Origin of the sequence: Colwellia sp. 75C3 (assembly GCF_002836255.1) — a bacterium.
Lineage (GTDB): Bacteria > Pseudomonadota > Gammaproteobacteria > Enterobacterales > Alteromonadaceae > Colwellia.
In genome coordinates, this window is sequence record NZ_PJAU01000061.1 from 277249 (window position 1) to 296418 (window position 19170).

16 protein-coding genes are annotated in these 19170 nt (G+C 38.4%); 4 read left to right on the forward strand and 12 right to left on the reverse strand.

The features are described from left to right. Window positions 1–63: 63 nt before the first annotated feature. Both CXF85_RS22415 and gltB read right to left on the reverse strand, forming a co-directional pair. Window positions 64–1554 carry a glutamate synthase subunit beta gene (locus CXF85_RS22415; protein ID WP_101230867.1) on the reverse strand — a complete coding sequence of 497 codons (1491 nt, stop codon included), beginning with the start codon at window positions 1552–1554 and terminating at the stop codon, window positions 64–66. Between the two features lie 20 nt (window positions 1555–1574). Beyond that, window positions 1575–6182, reverse strand: a complete 4608-nt coding sequence (gltB, locus tag CXF85_RS22420; protein ID WP_101230868.1) for a glutamate synthase large subunit — start codon at window positions 6180–6182, stop codon at window positions 1575–1577. Between the two features lie 931 nt (window positions 6183–7113). On the opposite strand from gltB, the gene CXF85_RS22425 reads away from it, so the two are divergent. After that, window positions 7114–7446: a 50S ribosome-binding protein YggL gene (locus CXF85_RS22425; protein ID WP_101230869.1), complete on the forward strand. Its 333-nt coding sequence runs from the start codon at window positions 7114–7116 to the stop codon at window positions 7444–7446. Window positions 7447–7487: 41 nt separating this feature from the next. Here CXF85_RS22425 and CXF85_RS22430 read toward each other — a convergent pair whose 3' ends face one another. The 7 genes from CXF85_RS22430 to CXF85_RS22460 all read right to left on the reverse strand — a co-directional run bounded on the left by CXF85_RS22430 (window position 7488) and on the right by CXF85_RS22460 (window position 14922). Beyond that, window positions 7488–7667, reverse strand: a complete 180-nt coding sequence (locus CXF85_RS22430) for a DUF6435 family protein (protein ID WP_101230870.1) — start codon at window positions 7665–7667, stop codon at window positions 7488–7490. A 112-nt stretch (window positions 7668–7779) separates the two neighbouring features. Further along, complete coding sequence (locus CXF85_RS22435) at window positions 7780–8085, reverse strand: DUF962 domain-containing protein (protein WP_101230871.1); 306 nt, start codon at window positions 8083–8085, stop codon at window positions 7780–7782. A 132-nt stretch (window positions 8086–8217) separates the two neighbouring features. Continuing rightward, a complete protein-coding gene (locus CXF85_RS22440; RefSeq protein ID WP_101230872.1) occupies window positions 8218–8526 on the reverse strand; it encodes a DUF1330 domain-containing protein in 309 nt (102 codons plus the stop codon). Window positions 8527–8618: 92 nt separating this feature from the next. Further along, complete coding sequence (locus tag CXF85_RS22445; RefSeq protein ID WP_232771309.1) at window positions 8619–8951, reverse strand: hypothetical protein; 333 nt, start codon at window positions 8949–8951, stop codon at window positions 8619–8621. A gap of 259 nt (window positions 8952–9210) precedes the next feature. Then, complete coding sequence (locus CXF85_RS22450; protein ID WP_101230873.1) at window positions 9211–10623, reverse strand: efflux transporter outer membrane subunit; 1413 nt, start codon at window positions 10621–10623, stop codon at window positions 9211–9213. Continuing rightward, on the reverse strand, window positions 10616–13735 hold the full coding sequence (locus tag CXF85_RS22455; RefSeq protein ID WP_101230874.1) for an efflux RND transporter permease subunit: 3120 nt from the start codon (window positions 13733–13735) through the stop codon (window positions 10616–10618). The genes CXF85_RS22450 and CXF85_RS22455 overlap by 8 nt, the downstream gene beginning before the upstream one ends. After that, window positions 13735–14922 carry an efflux RND transporter periplasmic adaptor subunit gene (locus CXF85_RS22460; protein ID WP_101230875.1) on the reverse strand — a complete coding sequence of 396 codons (1188 nt, stop codon included), beginning with the start codon at window positions 14920–14922 and terminating at the stop codon, window positions 13735–13737. Before CXF85_RS22460 ends, CXF85_RS22455 begins: the two co-directional genes overlap by 1 nt. A gap of 395 nt (window positions 14923–15317) precedes the next feature. Here CXF85_RS22460 and CXF85_RS22465 point away from each other — a divergent pair, with 395 nt between their 5' ends. After that, on the forward strand, window positions 15318–15890 hold the full coding sequence (locus tag CXF85_RS22465; protein ID WP_101230876.1) for a Crp/Fnr family transcriptional regulator: 573 nt from the start codon (window positions 15318–15320) through the stop codon (window positions 15888–15890). A 123-nt stretch (window positions 15891–16013) separates the two neighbouring features. Beyond that, window positions 16014–16526, forward strand: coding sequence for a YgjV family protein (locus CXF85_RS22470; protein WP_101230877.1), 513 nt, complete (start codon window positions 16014–16016; stop codon window positions 16524–16526). Window positions 16527–16779: 253 nt separating this feature from the next. Here the strand turns inward: CXF85_RS22470 and CXF85_RS22895 are convergent, their stop codons facing one another. Beyond that, entirely contained in the window at window positions 16780–16962 is a 183-nt protein-coding gene (locus CXF85_RS22895; RefSeq protein ID WP_157829169.1) for a hypothetical protein, read from the reverse strand. 51 nt (window positions 16963–17013) lie between these two features. After that, window positions 17014–17607, reverse strand: a complete 594-nt coding sequence (locus CXF85_RS22475; protein ID WP_101230878.1) for a LysE family translocator — start codon at window positions 17605–17607, stop codon at window positions 17014–17016. A gap of 102 nt (window positions 17608–17709) precedes the next feature. Between CXF85_RS22475 and CXF85_RS22480 the strand changes: the two genes are divergently transcribed. Continuing rightward, window positions 17710–18579 carry a LysR family transcriptional regulator gene (locus tag CXF85_RS22480; RefSeq protein WP_101230879.1) on the forward strand — a complete coding sequence of 290 codons (870 nt, stop codon included), beginning with the start codon at window positions 17710–17712 and terminating at the stop codon, window positions 18577–18579. A 349-nt stretch (window positions 18580–18928) separates the two neighbouring features. Here the strand turns inward: CXF85_RS22480 and CXF85_RS22900 are convergent, their stop codons facing one another. Then, window positions 18929–19105: a hypothetical protein gene (locus CXF85_RS22900; RefSeq protein WP_157829170.1), complete on the reverse strand. Its 177-nt coding sequence runs from the start codon at window positions 19103–19105 to the stop codon at window positions 18929–18931. Between the last annotated feature and the right edge of the window lie 65 nt (window positions 19106–19170).

Sequence of the window (19170 nt, forward strand, 5' to 3'; positions counted from 1 at the left end):
TAGCGGTTTTTATGATCTGGCTTTAGGATATAACCGTCGTAGTTAATTGCTTAAGACAAGTGCTTAAGGCAAATAACTCTTACCCATGAGGTAACTGTCAACCTCACGTGCACAACGTCGACCTTCATCAATAGCCCAAACAATCAAACTTTGACCACGACGACCATCACCGGCAGCAAAGACACCTGGCTTACTGGTGGCAAACTTATCGTATTCTGCGGCAATGTTAGAGCGGTTGTCTTGCTCAAGACCAAATTGCTCAATCAAGCCACCTTCAGGACCCATAAAGCCCATGGCGATAAGTACGATATCGGCTGGAATAACTTTTTCACTACCCGCGACTTCTTGTGGGAACATTTGTCCTTTATCATTACGCTCCCAAGTAATATCCACCGTATGAACGGCTTTAACATTACCTTGCTCATCACTTTCAATTTTCTTAGTCATTACTAAGTATTGACGAGGATCTTGCCCTTGAATTGAAATCGCTTCTTTTTGACCATAATCAACCAACAAACGTTTTGGCCATTGTGGCCATGGATTACTATTCTCTTCACGTTTTTCTGGCGGACGTGGCATAATTTCTAGCTGAATAGCACTGCTACACTGATGACGTAATGAGGTACCAATACAATCGGTACCGGTATCACCACCACCAATAACTACCACATTTTTACCTTGCGCATTAATGTACTGACCATCTTTATGTTCGCTATCGAGTAAGCTTTTGGTATTTGCTTTCAAGAAATCCATAGCAAAATGAACACCGTTAAGTTCACGGCCTTCAACAGGTAAGTCGCGTGGCACGGTTGCACCGATACACAGAACTACCGAATCGAAATCTGTTTCAAGCTGTTCAACACTAATGTCAGTACCCACTTCAGTGTTAGTAACAAAAACAATGCCCTCTTCCGCTAAAATATCAACACGGCGTTGCACTAATTCCTTTTGCAATTTCATGTTTGGAATACCGTACATTAGCAAACCACCTATACGATCAGCACGCTCATAAACAGTAACCATATGACCCGCTTTATTAAGCTGTGCAGCAGCAGCTAGACCCGCAGGTCCTGAGCCAATCACAGCAACGTTCTTACCCGTACGACCTGATGGTATTTGAGCAACAACCCAACCTTCTTTGAAAGCATGATCAATAATTTCTTTTTCATGCAATTTAATAGCGACAGGATCAGCATTGATACCGAGTACACAAGCACCTTCACAAGGAGCAGGACATACTCGACCAGTAAACTCAGGGAAGTTATTGGTTTTATGTAATAGTTCTATTGCATCTTTCCAACGACCTCGATAAATCAAGTCATTCCATTCAGGAATAACATTGTTCACAGGACAACCAGCAACGACAGGTGCAAACTCTGACTTTGCCGACTGACAGAATGGTACACCACAGTCCATACAGCGAGAAGCTTGCTTCTCTACCTCTTTTTGTGGAATCTCTTCATATACTTCAAGCCAATCAATTAAACGTTCACCTGCATTACGTTCAGTTGGCAAGGCACGACCTACGTTGATAAACCCAGTTGGATTTCCCATAATATATTCTCCTTGGCAGCTTAAGCTTTTGCGCTTGCTAGTTTGTTTAAATGGATATCGAATGCTTGTACGGCAATGTCATATTCAGACTCGAATTTACCGCTTTCGCGTACGTCATTCATGTAACCTTGCATGCGCTTGAAATCAACTGGCATTACTTTAACGAAACGTTTAACGCTGTTGTGCCAATCACTTAATAATTCACTGGCAACATCTGAGTCTGTATCATCAAAGTGTTGAGTAATTAACGCTTTTAACTCAAGGCTTTCAGCATCACTATCAACGGTTTCTAATGAAACCATTTCCATATTACATTTTGGTGCGAAATCATTATTCACATCAAGAATATAAGCAACACCACCAGACATACCAGCAGCAAAGTTACGACCTGTTGCGCCTAGTATGACTGCTTTACCACCGGTCATGTATTCACAACCGTGGTCACCAATACCTTCTACCACTACGGTAGCGCCTGAATTACGAACACAGAAACGTTCGCCGGCAATACCACGTATAAAGGCAGTACCAGAGGTAGCACCAAAAAAGGCGACGTTACCAATCAGAATATTATCGCGTGGCGAGAACTTAGCTTGTTTACTTGGGTAAACAACAAGGTTTGCACCCGATAGCCCTTTACCAAAGTAATCATTAGAATCGCCTTCAAGTTCAAAACGTAAACCTTTAGCAGAGAAACAACCAAAGCTCTGACCTGCCGAGCCGTTAAACTTAACTTTGATAGTATTTTCTGGTAACCCTTTGTCTTGGTACTTTTTCGAGATTTCGTTGGAAATCATTGCGCCAATGGTTCTATCTGTATTGATAACGTCATATTCAAGCTCTACGCTTTGTTGTTTATCTAGTGCAGCTTGCGCATCTTTTATCATCTTGCGATCGATAATGTCGTCAATCAGGTGTTTTTGGTCTATTGATTTATACAGTGTTTCATTCTCACCACATTCTTCTTTATGTAATAGCGGCGATAAATCAACACCCTTATATTTCCAATGGTCTACATCTTCGCGTTGCTTAAGACACTGCGTTTGACCAACCATTTCCTCAATACTTCTAAAACCAAGTTCTGCCATAATCTCACGTAACCCTTCAGCCATCATGGTAAAGAAGTTAACTAAAATATCAGCACGACCGGTGAATTTGTCACGTAAACCTTTATCTTGCGTGGCAATGCCAACTGGACAAGTATTTAAATGACACTTACGCATCATGATACAACCTTCAACAACTAAAGCTGTTGTGGCCATGCCGTATTCTTCAGCGCCAAGTAACGTAGCAATCGCTAAATCACGTGGTGTTTTAAGTTGGCCATCCGTTTGTACAGTAATTCGGCTACGCAGTTTATTACGTACCAACGTCTGATGAGTTTCAGCCAAACCAAGTTCCCACGGTAAGCCGGTATGTTTAATTGAACTAAGTGGAGAAGCACCCGTGCCGCCATCATGACCTGCAATAAGTACCACATCAGCGTAAGCTTTAGTTACCCCCGAGGCGATAGTACCAACACCTGCTTCTGATACTAATTTCACGTTAACGCGCGCTTCACGGTTAGCATTTTTAAGATCAAAAATAAGCTGAGATAAATCTTCAATAGAGTAGATATCATGATGTGGTGGCGGTGAAATCAAACCAACACCCGGCGTAGAGCCACGTGTTTTACCAATCCATGCATCAACTTTATCACCTGGTAATTGTCCACCTTCACCGGGTTTAGCGCCCTGCGCCATTTTAATTTGTAGTTCATCTGCGTTAGCCAAATAATGACTAGTAACGCCAAAACGACCTGAAGCAACTTGCTTAATGCGCGAGTTCATTGAATCGCCATTTTCTAGTGGGGTAAAACGAATTGGATCTTCTCCACCCTCACCGCTGTTGCTCTTACCACCAATGCGATTCATGGCAATGGCTAACGTGGTGTGTGCTTCCCACGAGATTGAACCAAATGACATTGCACCTGAAGCAAAACGTTTAAAGATATTTTCTATCGGCTCAACGTCACTTAATGGAATTGAAGCACGGTCGCTACTGAGATCAAGTAAACCTCGTAGAGTAAAAGCGTCTTTACTTTGATCATCAACTGTTTTTGCGTACTGCTTGAATTGGTTAGTATCGTTACTTGCTGTTGAATGTTGCAATAAACGAATAACTGTTGGGCTAAATAAATGACGTTCGCCATCATGACGCCACGAGTATTCACCACCTGTAGGTAATAAATTTTCAATCGCAATTCTGTTCGCTTCTGGGAAACCTTCACGATGACGTAACAGCGCTTCTTGAGCGATTTGATCTAAGCTTAAACCTTGGATTCGACTAACCGTACCGGTAAAGTATTCATCAATTACATCAGAGTTAATACCCAATGCTTCAAAGACTTGCGCACCTAAATATGACTGTAATGTTGAAATACCCATTTTAGAGAAGGTTTTCAGTAAACCACTACCTACCGCTGCAGTGTACTTGGCAACAATATCTTCATCTGTTAACTTGCTGTCAAGCACGCCTTCATCACGTAAGCCATACATACTTTCTAGTGCTAAGTATGGGTTTACTGCTGCAGCGCCATAACCAATAACAGTAGCAAAATGATGCGTTTCACGGATGTCTCCTGATTCTAAAATAATATCAGCACCTGAACGCAATTTTTCGCGAATTAAGTAATGATGAACAGCTGCTGTTGCTAATACTGATGGAATAGCAACATGATCACTATCAACTTCACGATCACTCAAGATTAAGATTTCATAACCATCTTCAACGGCACTTTTTGCGTTAAAACAGACACGGTCAAGCGCCTTTTTAAGTGCACCAGGTCCACCGCTAGCGTTAAAAGTAATAGCAATGGTTTTTGATTGCAGATGATGATTATCAATATATTGTAATTTGCGTAATTGATCGATTGTTAATACCGGTTGTTCAATTTCAACTTTGTGACAATGCTCTGCTGTTTCATCAAGTAAGTTAAGCGACTTTCCAATATAACCACGTAACGACATAACCAACTCTTCACGAATCGGATCGATTGGCGGGTTAGTTACTTGTGCGAACAACTGCTTAAAGTAATGTGATAACTGCTGTGGACGATGCGACAATACCGCTAATGGGGTATCTGTGCCCATAGCACCTAGTGGCTCTTTAGATGTACCAACCATACCCGCAAGCACCACATTAAGGTCTTCACTGGTATAACCAAAAGCTTTTTGCATTTTACGCAGTTCTGCCAGTGGTGGTTGAGCAATAGACGCTATTGGAACGGGTAATTTATCTAATTCAACTTTGTTATCTGCTAGCCACTTACCGTAAGGCTGAGCTGAGCTCACTTGAGCTTTAACTTCATCATCACTGATGATGCGACCTTGCTTTAAATCAGCAATGAATATTTTACCTGGCTGCAGACGACCTTTTTCAACAACAGTAGACTGATCAACACACAAGGTGCCTGTTTCAGAACCCATAACTAAGGTGCCATCTTCGGTTAACAAGTAACGAGAAGGACGTAAACCATTACGATCGAGTGTCGCGCCAATAACATTACCATCGGTAAACGATAACGAAGCTGGGCCATCCCACGGCTCCATAATACACGCATAATATTCATAAAATGCGCGCTTAGTTGGATCCATGTCTGCTTGGGTTTGCCAAGCTTCTGGTACCATCATCATCATAACTTGCGCTAACGAACGTCCACTTAGCACTAATAACTCTATCGCCATATCAAGGTTGGCAGAATCAGAGTTATCGTTATTACAAATAGGATTCAACATTTTCAGTTCAGCATCACTAAAGTTAACTGAGCTAAACAATGCTTCACGAGCATTCATCCAGTTGATGTTACCGCGCACTGTGTTGATTTCACCATTATGGGCGATATAACGAAATGGTTGCGCACGACGCCAAGCTGGGAAAGTGTTTGTTGAAAAACGCGAGTGGAACATCGCCATACCAGAGATAGTACGCTCGTCTTGAAGATCAAGATAATATTCACGCACTTGCTTGGTAGTAAACTGCCCTTTATAGACAATTTTTGTTGATGACATTGAGGTAACGTAAAACTCATCACGCTCAGTAATACCAGTAGCATTAATTTTATGTGAGGTATATTTACGCAAAACAAATAACTTACGCTCAAACTCTTGTGCAGTTAGTTCAGCTGGTTTTGCAATAAACACTTGCTCAATGTTTGGCTCGGTATCAAATGAAGCAGCACCTAACATTGAGTTATCACCAGGGACATGACGATAACCTAATAAGGTTAAGCCTAGCTCAGTAATATTTTCGTTTAAAATGTCTCTACACGCTTCATTTTGTGCTTTGTCGCGCGGAAAGAAAATCATGCCAACGCCGTAATTTCCAGCATCTGGTAAGTTAAAGCCTAATGTTGTGGTTTCTTCACTTAAAAAGTCATGGGGAATTTGAATAAGAATACCAGCACCGTCACCACTTTTGACGTCAAAACCAGTACCACCACGATGTTCCATACAACTCAACATGGTGAGTGCATTCTCAATAATATCGTGAGATTTTTTACCTTTAAGGTTGGCGACAAAACCAATACCACAACTGTCATGTTCAAACTCGGCGCGATAAAGGCCTTGTGATTTTTTGCTCATATTATTCATTGTTTATTCCTATTTCATCAAACTATTTCTATTAGCTTTTGCATGCTAATTAAGCTGCTTGCTAATTAAGGCATCTATTTCTAATGCTCTAAGTGTGCGCTACTGATCCTTCAGAATATTATTAAGATTTCTTGAACATTGAACGTCAGACTTCGACTAAGTCTTTATTGGACGAACTGTTATTATTGAAAATCATTATGTAAAGCGGTCGGAAAAAGTACCTCTAAAAGGGGGCTGAGTCAAACTATTTGTGAATATATATGCTGGTTATGTGAATATATAATAAAATATATAATTATAAAAAACTACTAGTGTTTACTCTAAAAAGCACCCTTACCCCTTTTGTACCAGCTCATTGGGGATACTTGCTATTTTTATTGAGAATATTGCCTATTCACATAATGTATTATTTCATGGCGACTACAATTTGATAGCGTCTAACAACAATAAAGTAAAAACTCTATATTTTTAGGTAAGTTACATTCAAGATGCAAAAAATGCTACTGGTAAAAGTAGCTATTTGTTAGAAAATGATGATGAGATAGAGTGCTAAACTCTGTAAAGATTTGAATTACCAAGTTTTCACCGACATTAAGCCATTTTTATAGACAGTTATAAATAATGAAATATTGGTAAAGAAAGCTAAATAAATTTTACAATAAATCAGTCGGGTCAAATAACAAATCAGTTTTATTAATAACTCTAGCGCATTTAAAAAACCACTAACTGACTGATATTAGTAGCAATAGCACTTGATTTCTTTTGAGTTATTACTAAGCTGCTTCAGGAAGGCCTTAATTCCGATTAAAAATAAGATATTTTTAGTTTATAGGGTAGTGAAAATATGGGATATTAACGCCAATTAAATAAGGCTTATGGGACGGACATTACTGAGACGTCTCATAAAATACTGTTATACCAAGGAATAATTATGCAATCTCAAAAATCTCGTAGATTAAGAAAAAAACTGTATTTAGACGAATTCGCTACCATGGGTGTTGAATTAGATTGTAATTTAAACTGCAAGGAAGAGTCTGAGTTAGAAATCATAATGAACGATTTTTACGCTTATACTGGAACGCTAAACCTATGTATCGGCGGTGGCGGAGATTTAAGCTCTTTTGCTGGATTTATTTCTTCTCAGGAGCGTTATGGCTCTGTCACTGAAGCTGATATATCAAGTATCTCTACTTGGTTAAAAGAGCAAAGTATAATATCAGAATTTAATATTGGGGAACTTGTTGATGCCAATTATGGCATGTAACAAATAGAAATAGGTGCCGGCTGCTCGGCACCTAATCTTTGTTAGCTTTTGGCTAAACTTTCTAATGCTTGTATTTCTATCGCTATTTTTTCAGCTTCAGCGGTAATCGACGCATAGGATCTAATATCTCCATTTCTTTGTGCCTGCATGGCTTGCTCTAGCTTGGCTTCATATCGCTTATTTAATTTTTTTACTGGATCTTTTTTAAATATTGAAAACATTTTAATTACCATTTAGTTGGGCATTTATCTTTATACGTTTATAGATGTATTTTAGTTTTTATTATTTGAACTTAGCCATGAAAATATTGCTGTATGCGATTTATTTCACTTATTAGAATTTAATTTTACCGATGACTATATCCTTAAACATAACCCAGTCTGCCATCAAACTATAAAGTGGGTATATAAAAGTAGCAGGTCTATTTTTTTCAAATATAAAATGCCCGATCCAAGCGAAACCATAACCAATCAAGGGTATAAACCACAATAAGTGTAAGCCACCGAACACCGCGACATAAAGAATTAACAAAAGAATAAAACAAGAGCCTACAAAATGAAGTCGGCGACATATCAGGTTAGTATGCTGACTCAAGTAAAACGGGTAAAAGTCGTAAAACTTTGTATATTTTTTTGTCATTGTACTCACCTTCAACATTTACATTGTTGGGTTAGGTAGAAAACATAAAGACGTTACTACGCATCTAAAAACTCTGATGATACATTGTGCGAAAAAAGGACAGGTAATGGTTACCTATTCCAGTATATTTTATTACTGTGCACTCTTTTCATGCATTGAAATTGTGGTAACTGATTTTACTGAATATTTAAAATATTTATCTTTCACCTCAAGGTAAGATGCATCAGAGAAAAATTTATCCATCATTTCTTGGCTTGGGAAATCGATAGTAAAAACACGATTTATCGGCTCTTCTGTTTTAGATTTCAAGACATCACTAACGATAAAGTCGAAACCGAAACTACCACCAAAAAGTTTAAGGATAGGTATCATATTGTCACGATATTGTTGATATATTTCATCGTCAATAACTTCCAATCCCATGATTCTCTCAAAAGACATAAACACTCCAAATTTAATGAATACATAACGCCGTAGAAATTGCATAGTAACCTAGCGCTTAATCACTACACTGGTTAACACCTAAAGCAACGCTAGTGAATTGTGCGTTCTTGTAGGTCCCACATACTTCCCTGCCAATTAGAGATTGTTCCAGCGGCTTCACAGGTGTCGCAATGCCACTCAATCATGCCAATTGATATACACCTTGCTTCTATATCGCCCTCGCAAGACAGTGCTGCTGCACGGGTATTGCATTTCAAATCAACATCAACGCGTGGTTTTTCGATATTTTCAGAAACCGATAACACAATTTTGATTAGAAAGTTGAACACTGTTTTTGCTTGTGCTGTAAGCTCGAGTTCGTTACCTTCTTCGTCCAGAAATTGTTTTAAATCCGCTTTTAACGCCATACTTTTTTCAATCATAGAATATTAATGCAGCTAACATATAGCACTTAACGCTTTCGGTACATCATTTCTAATTTTATATTCTCTAGCTAATAGCACAATTGAAGAAAAACATTCGTTTGACCACAGACTCATATAAAAATTGTCATCCACGTTTTGAAAAAGGAATTGGTTATTGCATACAGGCATGATGAAGAAAAGAGGACAAGATTAAAGCTATTGGTTACTCGATTGAATGATCAGGGCGTTAAATTTAACTCCCTGATCATACAACAAACTATTTTGTTTCTGTTGTTAACTCTTCGTTTTCAATTGTCCAGCCACCACCAAGGGCACGATACAAATTAACAAATGAATGTAATCGTTCCTTTTTAGCTGAACTAAAAGACAACTGGGCATCGAATAATTTCCGCTGAGCATCCATAAAATCTAATGCACTTGCCACGCCATTTCGATAACGCAAACGGGCCAATCGTTCATACTCACTGGCTGCGACAAGTAGCTTTTTTTGTGCAGAGTAAATAGTCTGACTTGATTTAAATGCCATTAATTGATTACTTACTTCAAGAAAAGCATTCATCACAACTTTTTTATATTCCAAGCTACTTTGGTAAGCTCTTTCTTCCGCAGCTGTTAGGTCATTTCTAAGCTTACCTGCATTAAACAAGGGTTGTGTTATGCCGCCAACCAGATCCCAATAAGAACTGTCACCAGACAATAACCCTGACAATTGACTACTTTCAAAGCCAAACTCACTTGTTAGGGTTATCTTCGGAAATAGATTAGCCTTTGCCATACCAATTTTGGCCGTCGCAGCATGTAACTTAGCTTCAACTTGCAGTACGTCCGGACGGCGCATGAGTACTTGCGATGGAATAGCTACAGGTATTGAAACAGCTAATACTTGTTCAGCTAAATCGATACTCTCTGCGATCTTAATTTTTTCATCGGCTAATAATAGTTTTAATCGATTAATTGTTTTTATTTGCTCTAACTTGAGGCTAGGAATGGTCACTTTAGCAGACTCTAATTCAACCTCTGCTTGCCTGACGTCTAAGCCGGAGATTACACCATTTTCTTTTCTTAATTTAGCAATATAAAAAGCTCGCTCTCTCAGCGTTATCGTACTTTGACTTAGATGTATTTTTTCTTCTATATCCTTCAAAGAAAAATAGGTACTCGCTACATCCGCAACTAAATTCATCTCAACCACATTTCTTGCTTGACCCAATGCGTTTAATTCAGCCCATGCAGCTTCACTAGCTCGTTGGTTATACCCAAACAAATCAAGATCCCAAGATAACTGTCCCTTCAACTGATGAGCATCATCATAATCGGAGGAATTTCCTTGTGAAACTCGCTCACTTTCCACCAGTAAGCCAAGGCTAGGATAAAAAGCGGAGTCAGCTATATTGGCATGGGCCCGAGCTTCTTTGATACGTGAGATAGCAATGGCCAAATCATAGTTTTGTGCCAATGCTTGTGCAATTAATCGTTGTAACTCTGGATCTTGATAAGCCTGTTGCCAACTGATGAAAGCGGTACTTTCCGTTACGTTATAACCTTCGGTACCTTGGAAGTTATCTTCAACAGATAATGCTGGTTTCTCAAAGTCAGGACCTAAGGTACAAGCGCTTAACAAAAGTGATACTGAAAGTGATAATAATGAAATTCTTAACAATCTATTCATTGTTATCTCCTGCTATTTTTACTTTAACGAGACGTGTCACCGTGATAAAAAATAGTGGTACAAGGATAATACCCAGCGTGCTTGCTAATATCATACCGCCTAAAATGGGGTAAGATATTGATTGTCGACTGACAGAGCCGGGTCCCGCAGCTAGAATTAAGGGTAAAACACCTAAAATGAATGAGGCTGCTGTCATCATAATTGGTCTAAACCTAACACTCGCCGCTTTAAAGGCAGCCTCTTGAGCCGATAGACCGCTACGATACAGCTGATTAGCGACTTCCACTATCAAAATAGAATTTTTTGCCGCTAAGCCGATTAAGGCAATAAAGGCAACTTGGAAAAACAGGTTATTTTCAATACCAACCATCCAAACCGTTAAGCTGGCTCCCAGCATTGCTATAGGTGAAATTAACAAGACCGCCAACGGCAACGTCCAACTTTCATATAACGCCGCCAAAAATAAGAAAACAAATATCACCGCTAAAAGCAGCGCGGTATTCATTTGACCCGCCGATTGTATTTCCTGATAGGTTAATCCGGTCCATTCATAACCCATACCTGGAGGAAGTAACTGTTCAGTTACTCTTTCTATAGCCGCAATAGCATCACCACTAGAGTAACCTTCTGCAGGAGAAACATTTACATTGGCACTGGAAAATAAGTTATAACGGTTAATTGCTGAAGGACCCGTTGTCAGAGTGATTTTTGCTAATACATTCATCGGCACCATAGCGCCATTGCCACTTCTTACATAGAAATTATTTAAGTCACTCGGTCTAGCCCTAAACCTCTCATCCGCTTGCATCTTCACTCGATACACTCGACCAAAGAGATTAAAATCATTGATAACTGAAGAGCCTGTTAACACTTGCATAGTGCTATAAATATCAGCAATAGGTACTTCCAGTGCCATAGCCTTTTCTCTGTCTACTTCTAAGAAAAGTTGCGGGACTTGTGCTTGAACTGGGCTAGAAGCTTTTGCTATTTCAGGCTGTTTACCTAACTCATCAATGATGACATTTAATGTTTCCATTAAACCTTCAAAGTTTGCTCCGCTTCTATCCTGTAGAGCAAACTCAACGCCCGAGCCACTGCCAACCCCTGATACTGCTGACGGCTGATAAACATTAAACTGTGCGGTAGGTATACTTTCAAGTGTCACTCTAAGTTCTTCTAACACTTGCTCAACACTATAGTCTTTATCCGCGCGGTACGACCAAGGCTTTAAAATCACCTCTAACTGACCATTTGCTTGATCGCTACCTGCGCGTCTATTTTCACCCGCTAAAGAGAATGAATAAGCCACGGCATCATGCGCCAAGATGTAGCTCTCTGCTTGTTCAATGACCTTATTAGTTCGCGTTACTGTTGCTGCGTCAGGTAAGCTAATATCAACAAAAAAACGGCCTTGGTCTTCTTGCGGAATAAAGCCGGTCGGTAAGCTAGAAAAGATAAACCAGCAACCTATTAGCATAACAAGAAACGCTAAATAACTGCGTTTCGCATGAAAACAAGTCAGTTTCACTACATTGGTATACTTAAGCGCTAGTTTATCTATTAACTGATTAAACCAATTAAAAAATCGGTTAGGTTTAACTTGCTGGTTCTCTTTCAAAAAAAGTACACAAAGTGCAGGACTCAAGGTTAGTGCGACCAGTGTTGAAATTAAAACAGCAACCGTAATAGCAATAGCAAACTCTCGGTACATGATGCCAGTAATACCGGCGAGGAAAGAGACCGGAACAAACACTGCGGCTAATACTAATGAGGTTGCCACCAAAGCGCCCGACAGCTCTGACATTGCTTGTTTAGTTGCTTCTAAAACCGACTTTTTCTCCTCTTGAATAATTCTTTCGACACTTTCAACGACCACTATTGCATCATCAACCACGATGCCTATGGCTAGTACTAACGCTAATAAGCTTATGGTATTAATGGTTAAGCCAAACGCTGCTAAGGCAACAAAGGTACCAATTATCGAGACTGGCACAGCTAAAGCGGGTATTAAGGTTGTCCGCCAATTTTGTAAAAAGAGATAAACCACTAAAATAACCAAGAGTAGCGCTTGAAATAAGGTTGTTTTCACTTCGTTAATCGATAGTTCAATAAATTCAGAAGCATCATAAAAGCTAACCCAATCCATACCTTGAGGAAAAGCAGCGGCTAAATTTGCCATTTCAGCTTTAACTCGTTTGGTTACTTCAAGGGCATTTGAGCCAGGTAACATATAAATTTGTAAGATCGTTGCTGATTGACCATTGAGTTTTGATTGTAAGGTATAGGCAGAAGAGCCTAACTCAATATTGGCAATATCACGTAAACGAATAATTGAGCCGTCCGGATCCACTTTAACCATAATGTTTTTAAAATCTTCAACTTTGTTATAACGCCCTTGAGCGTTAATAGGAAAGTTCAATTTTATGGATTCGTCCATAGGCTGAGCACCAATGCTACCAGCCGCTGCTTCTTTATTTTGTTCTTTAATGGCATTACGCACATCTGTCACGGTAAGTGAGTAACCCGCCATGCGATCAGGTCTAACCCAAATGCGCATAGAATAGCTACGAGCACCGGTATTTCTAACTCGCCCAACGCCTGGAATTCGCTTTAACGCGGCTTGGATATTAATTGATGCATAATTACTTAGGTAAATATCATTATATTTATCATCACTAGACGTTAAGGCTATTTTTAATAGCTCAACTGAACTTTCTGTTGAAACCGTCACCCCATTTTGTTGTACATCTACCGGTAAGTCGCCACCGGCCTGGCTCGCAGTATTTTGTACATCCACAGCCGCTAGATTTGCATCAGTGCCGACTTCGAATGTCACCGTAATATTTGTGCTACCAGAGTTTGTCGATTTTGACTCCATATACAACATCTTAGGTGTGCCATTAAGCTCTTGCTCAAGTGGTACGCCAACCGATTCAGACGCAACATTTGCCGTAGCACCCGAAAATGATGCTGATACTTTTACCTGTGGAGGCGCTATATCAGGATATTGATCTATCGGTAATCCCAAAAGTGACACTAGGCCAGTTAAGACGATAACAATAGAGATAACACTGGCAAAGATGGGTCTTTTAATAAAGAAATGAGAAAACACTATAGTTCACCTACTACTTTTTTAGCATTTCGTTTTGCTTCTTGATCTGCTTCATATTCAGCTTGGGTCAAGGGTTCAACTAATTGGCCATGACGAGCTCGGTGTTGCCCTGCAATGATAATTCGCTCACCTTTAGTTAAACCAGATTCAATAACTAAACCTTGTTCACCATAATGCTTAACCATAACGAATCTATGTTCAACGGTATTGTCAGGCATTACTACCATGACATAAATACCTCCCTGCTCTACCCGTATAGCCTCTTCTTCGATCACTACAGCATTGCTATATTCACTTAAACGAATTCGTGCACTGGTATATTGGCCAGGTAATAATTCACTATCAGGATTGGGCAGCACAGCTCTAACTTTAAAGGTACCCGTTTTCGGATTAACTTTAGGATCGGTAAAGCTAACATCACCCCAATATCGGTATTCACTATCATCTGGCAGTGTAATTCTGACAAACCCCTCTAAAGCTTTGCCCTGCTCCTCTGCTTGCCTCTTTTCTAGCAAAGTATTCATTCTTCTACGGGCATTTAAATAATCAAGGGATGACATATTGAAATTGACATAAATAGGATCAATTTGTTGGACTGTAGTAAGTAAAGATATGCCTCCTGTGCCAACTAAAGCACCAATATCGGCTAGAGAGCCACCAACCATTCCACTTATTGGCGCTCTAATTTGGGTATAACTTAACTCTAAATCAACTTCATCTACATTGGCTTGTGATGCCATCACTGATGCTTTTGCTTGTTCTTGATTTGACACTGCAGTGTCATAATCTAGTTGGCTAGCGGCGTCTTGTTCATAAAGGGGTTTTAAACGTATGGCATCACGTTTTGTTTTTTCATAAGCTGCTTTGTCTTTTTCAAGTTGTGCTAAAACTTGTTTTCTTTTTGCTATATATGGCTTGTCATCAATCAAATATAACAACTCTCCGGCTTCTACCCAGCTTCCTTCTACAAACTCTACTTTCTCAACATAGCCGGTTATTCTTGCTCTTACTTCAACATCTAAAGAAGCCCGAGTAACACCAATATAACTGCCATAAACAGGCACTGTTTCTTGTTTTACTAGCTTAACTATTACTTTCGGAGGTATAGGCTTTATTTTTTCTTGTTCGCAAGCACCCACCAAGAAACATGATAGTAATATCATGAAATAACGATATATTTTTGGCATTAATTTTCCTTAAAACCAGCTGAACATTTTTAATAAACTTAACGATATCATAGCATAAAATATACTAATAACATTTATCACCCTGGCTCTAGATTAGATGAAAGTTGTTACTAATCAAAGTATTCTTGTAGACAGAATAAGTGATGATGTACAGAATAATTCTGGATGTGAATTTGTAACGAACCATACACATCTTTTTATAGTGAAACTTTCAACGAAAAAACCTCGATAGAGACGATTCTACTTAACCTGAAGCCAGAGCTAATAAACTATTCAGCAATAAGCAGACATTCTTCATTCACATTTTATATTAGGAACAAAGCATTTGATTTTTTCAGTAGTATTTCCATAGTAATTTAATATAATTGAAACTATACCTCTTATAATTCGAGCCTATGAATCCCAAAGAACTAAAAACAATTCATGAATATTTTATAAAACTCAATATTAAAAATGACATTATAAGTGAAGCTTCACCACAGTTTAAATTTATAAAAATCAATGCTACCGATGTATTATTACGTCAAGGTGAACTACAGCAGTATGGCTATTTCATATTGTCTGGAATATTAAGAGCTGCTCATTATTCTAATACCGGAAGTGAACACTGTAAGGAGTATTACTTTAAAGGTGAGATGAGTTTTTTATATTCAGCTTGGCTAACTAAATCTCCAGCGACCTATCAAATTGATGCTTTAAACCACTCTGAAGTTATTAGAGTGCCTTTAAATTTACTCAACTTACCCGAATGGTTACCCGCAAAGCTTGAATTACTCCAACAACAGTTACTTTACAAAGAAGATAAAGAAATATTTTTACTGTTAAAAACCCCTGAAGAGCGTTACTTACACCTACTTGAATATGCCCCGAAGTGGATATCTAGCCTTAACAACATTCAATTAGCTACGTATATTGGAATTAGTCCCATTAGTTTATCAAGAATAAAAAATAGAATTAATAATCGCTGATACGACATCTGTAAGCCGATATGCAGTTTACTGCATTAACTTAAGTTAACTCTTTCGAAATAATTTTACCCCATAATGCGCTTCTTAATTTTATCCAATCTATAACTTAATGGAAAAATAAAGATGTCAGCATTTTTTATATCACAGCTGTTAATTGGTATTGCAATATTATTTGATTTAGCCTCATTTCAATTTAAAGACCGTCGTAAAATAGTTGGGTGCTTATGTATTGCCGGAGTCCTAATTTGTAGCCACTTTGTTTTACTTCAACAATATACGGCTGCGGGGTTAATGGCGGTAGCTGTTATTCGTTATTTCTCTAGCATATTCACAACATCAACATTCGTCATGTTGATTTTTATTTTGTGTTCATTATGTGTGACCGCTTATACGTTCAATGGCGTGGTTAGTCTTATAAGTTGTGTTGGGGCTGTTATGCAAACGATAGCGGCATTTTGTCCAAAGGATAAAAAACTAAGACAATTGATGATTGTTGGCACTAGCTTTTGGTTGTTGCATAATTATCTAGTCAACTCTCCTACGGCTGTAATTATGGAAGCTTTATTTATTAGCAGTAACCTTTTCGGCTACTATCGGTTTTACATAAAGCCAAATTTAACGAAATGTACTCGTTAATTACTAAGCGTTAAGTTAATCAAATAAAAGTGCCGTTTCTCCCTCCTATAATTAAAGCTTCAGTATCCGAATCAGCTCTACGCTTGTCATATTGGCAGTGATATTTGTAGTTAAACAGCCCGCTATAGCTTGAGCCAATAATCCAAGTTTAACTGGTTTTACTAAATACTGACGAATGGCTAACAGTACTTTAAAAGATCTTCACCAGTCATTGTCGGCATAGAATAATAGGTTAATACAAGCTAAAACTGCATCAGCTAAGACATTCACCGGTAATATTTTGTCGGATTTCAATGTTAGCAGGGATAACCGAACGGACCATTTCTATTGATTCTTGGACCGTAACGCCCAAGTAGGTGTCCGGTGAATCTTCTAATAACATTTCAGCGCAGCCTGAAATATCGCTAGTGTGGAAATATCTGTCTGTGATAGTCAATTCAACACAATAAACCTTAAACTTAACGTTCAGTACTAGGGTATATTGGCTTTAATTAAACTGTGAATAGAGTAAAAAGCAAGCGGTCACAATCAGTAATCCTCCCATTAGTTTATTAAACAGCTTTAACCTTAACGGACTATTTAGCAGTATTGTTACTTTATCCCCTAGAACAGACCAAGAAAAAAGCGAAAGATAACAGACTAAAAAATATACCAATGCAAAGGTTAAAAATACTTGGCTATTGTTTGGCACTGAAAATAACGACACACCAGCGACACTCGCAACCCATGCTTTAGGATTTAGCCATTGTAAAAGGAAACCTTGCATAAACGTTGGTAATTTTTGTTGCTCAATATCTAACTCAGGCTTTGAGGATGCGATTAAATATCCCATATAGACAATAAATAATGAACCTGCAATAGCTAAATATTTAAGCAGTAATGGATACAAATCGATGATTTTATAAAACCCTAAGCCGATAAAGAGTAATAGCGACGTGAAGCCAATCGTGCCACCAGATACGAATGAAAAGGTTTTACGTACTCCATAACTTGCTCCTGAGGATACAATCACCATATTCACTGGACCCGGAGAGATTGACATAGCCAATGAGAATGAAAACATTGCAATTAATAACGACATAATTTTTCCTTTAGTTTTTTGTAAACTATATATCCATTCCATTGCTTGGATAAGGTGATAGAATCAATTTACACTGTTCTAAATACTTTAATAAAGAGTCACATGATAGATGAATTACGATCAATGGCTATTTTTGCTGAAACAGTCAAACTGGGATCTTTTCGAGCTGCTGCAAAAGAACTAAAACTTTCGCCTTCAGTCGTTAGCTATCAAGTGACTCAGTTAGAAAAGTCTGTCGGTACGGCGTTAATTTACAGATCGACTAGAAAACTGTCATTAACCTCTGAAGGCACTGTCTTGTATCAGTATGCTTTAACTATGATCCAAGCTGCACAGCAAGGATTAAATCAAGTAGTGCTAGAACAACAAGAGTTAAGAGGTTCTTTAACCCTGACGCTACCTTCAGCCTTAATCAAATCGAACATAAGCAAAAAAATAGCGCAATTTAGTAAGTTACACCCTTTGTTGAAGTTTAAGTTATTTTATACCGACGACAGGCAAGACCTAATACATCAAGGTATTGATTTAGCCTTTCGAGCCGGGACAATGCATGACAGTAATTTGAAGTCTAAACGGATCGGAGAAATTAAGAGAAAATTGGTTTGTTCCTATGCTTATTGGAAAGAAAACATCCCCCCTACTTCTCCTCAAGACCTAACCACATGGCATTGGATAAAATTAGACATGCTGCCTAATCACAGAACGTTAGTAAACACTGAGGGTGAAAAATGTGAAATTAGTTTTGAAAGTAATATCAGTGTAAATAGTGTTGAAGCTATGACTCAGCTATGTATCAATGGCGCAGGTATAGCAACGCCGCCTGATTATTTAATCGAAAAAGAAATTGAAAATAAAACCTTAGTAGAATTACTACCCAATTGGCAAGTTGAACCGATTTCTCTCTATGCAGTTTGGCCGAATAATGTCTTTCAAAATAGTAGTTCAAAACGTTTATTAGAATTTTTAACCTAACCAACTTATTTGAGAAGAAGTAACTGGGAAGTCTCTAGCATCAATGTCGCCTAATTACATTTACCTCAGCCACAATATTTCGGCCTTATTAAAGCTGTCACCTTTGGATAAATTGAACACCGCTAATGCACACTTCTGCCTCAAATAATTCCTAATTATTAGAGCGAACAACTCTATTTTTACGTCAACTATGTTCAGGGATAGTTGACGTTAGGTTAATTACTCTAACTCGCTTTCGCCCCCAAAGCGCCTTGACTTTCTTTTCATCATATTTAAAAGAATGGCTTCTTATCCTAGGTTGAATCAGATCTTATAGTAATTGAGTAAAGCATTGTTAACTGCAAACATTCTATTTAATTGATTTCAATTTTAATAGGACATATAACGCTTCAGCCCTGGATTCTCTTGCCGTGCGTCGAAATGCTTCAGCCATCACCGCTTCATCAAAGTCCTTATTTATAACCTCTTCGATTGTGGCATTGTAGTCAGGATGATTTTTAATATCGGAGAAAATTTTATTTGTCATTCATTTATCCTTAATTTAAAAGGTTAATGAAGTACTTAACCTACATGTTAAGAACTTCACTCTGC

Coding starts and splice junctions, on each gene's coding strand:
- CXF85_RS22475 (WP_101230878.1), bottom strand. CDS start 17,607: ATGTCGTTATTAATTGCAATGTTTTCATTCTCATTGGCTATGTCAATC.
- CXF85_RS22460 (WP_101230875.1), bottom strand. CDS start 14,922: ATGCCAAAAATATATCGTTATTTCATGATATTACTATCATGTTTCTTG.
- CXF85_RS22435 (WP_101230871.1), bottom strand. CDS start 8,085: ATGACAAAAAAATATACAAAGTTTTACGACTTTTACCCGTTTTACTTG.
- CXF85_RS22425 (WP_101230869.1), top strand. CDS start 7,114: ATGCAATCTCAAAAATCTCGTAGATTAAGAAAAAAACTGTATTTAGAC.
- CXF85_RS22465 (WP_101230876.1), top strand. CDS start 15,318: ATGAATCCCAAAGAACTAAAAACAATTCATGAATATTTTATAAAACTC.
- CXF85_RS22430 (WP_101230870.1), bottom strand. CDS start 7,667: ATGTTTTCAATATTTAAAAAAGATCCAGTAAAAAAATTAAATAAGCGA.
- CXF85_RS22900 (WP_157829170.1), bottom strand. CDS start 19,105: ATGACAAATAAAATTTTCTCCGATATTAAAAATCATCCTGACTACAAT.
- CXF85_RS22445 (WP_232771309.1), bottom strand. CDS start 8,951: ATGATTGAAAAAAGTATGGCGTTAAAAGCGGATTTAAAACAATTTCTG.
- CXF85_RS22415 (WP_101230867.1), bottom strand. CDS start 1,554: ATGGGAAATCCAACTGGGTTTATCAACGTAGGTCGTGCCTTGCCAACT.
- CXF85_RS22440 (WP_101230872.1), bottom strand. CDS start 8,526: ATGTCTTTTGAGAGAATCATGGGATTGGAAGTTATTGACGATGAAATA.
- CXF85_RS22480 (WP_101230879.1), top strand. CDS start 17,710: ATGATAGATGAATTACGATCAATGGCTATTTTTGCTGAAACAGTCAAA.
- gltB (WP_101230868.1), bottom strand. CDS start 6,182: ATGAATAATATGAGCAAAAAATCACAAGGCCTTTATCGCGCCGAGTTT.
- CXF85_RS22470 (WP_101230877.1), top strand. CDS start 16,014: ATGTCAGCATTTTTTATATCACAGCTGTTAATTGGTATTGCAATATTA.
- CXF85_RS22450 (WP_101230873.1), bottom strand. CDS start 10,623: ATGAATAGATTGTTAAGAATTTCATTATTATCACTTTCAGTATCACTT.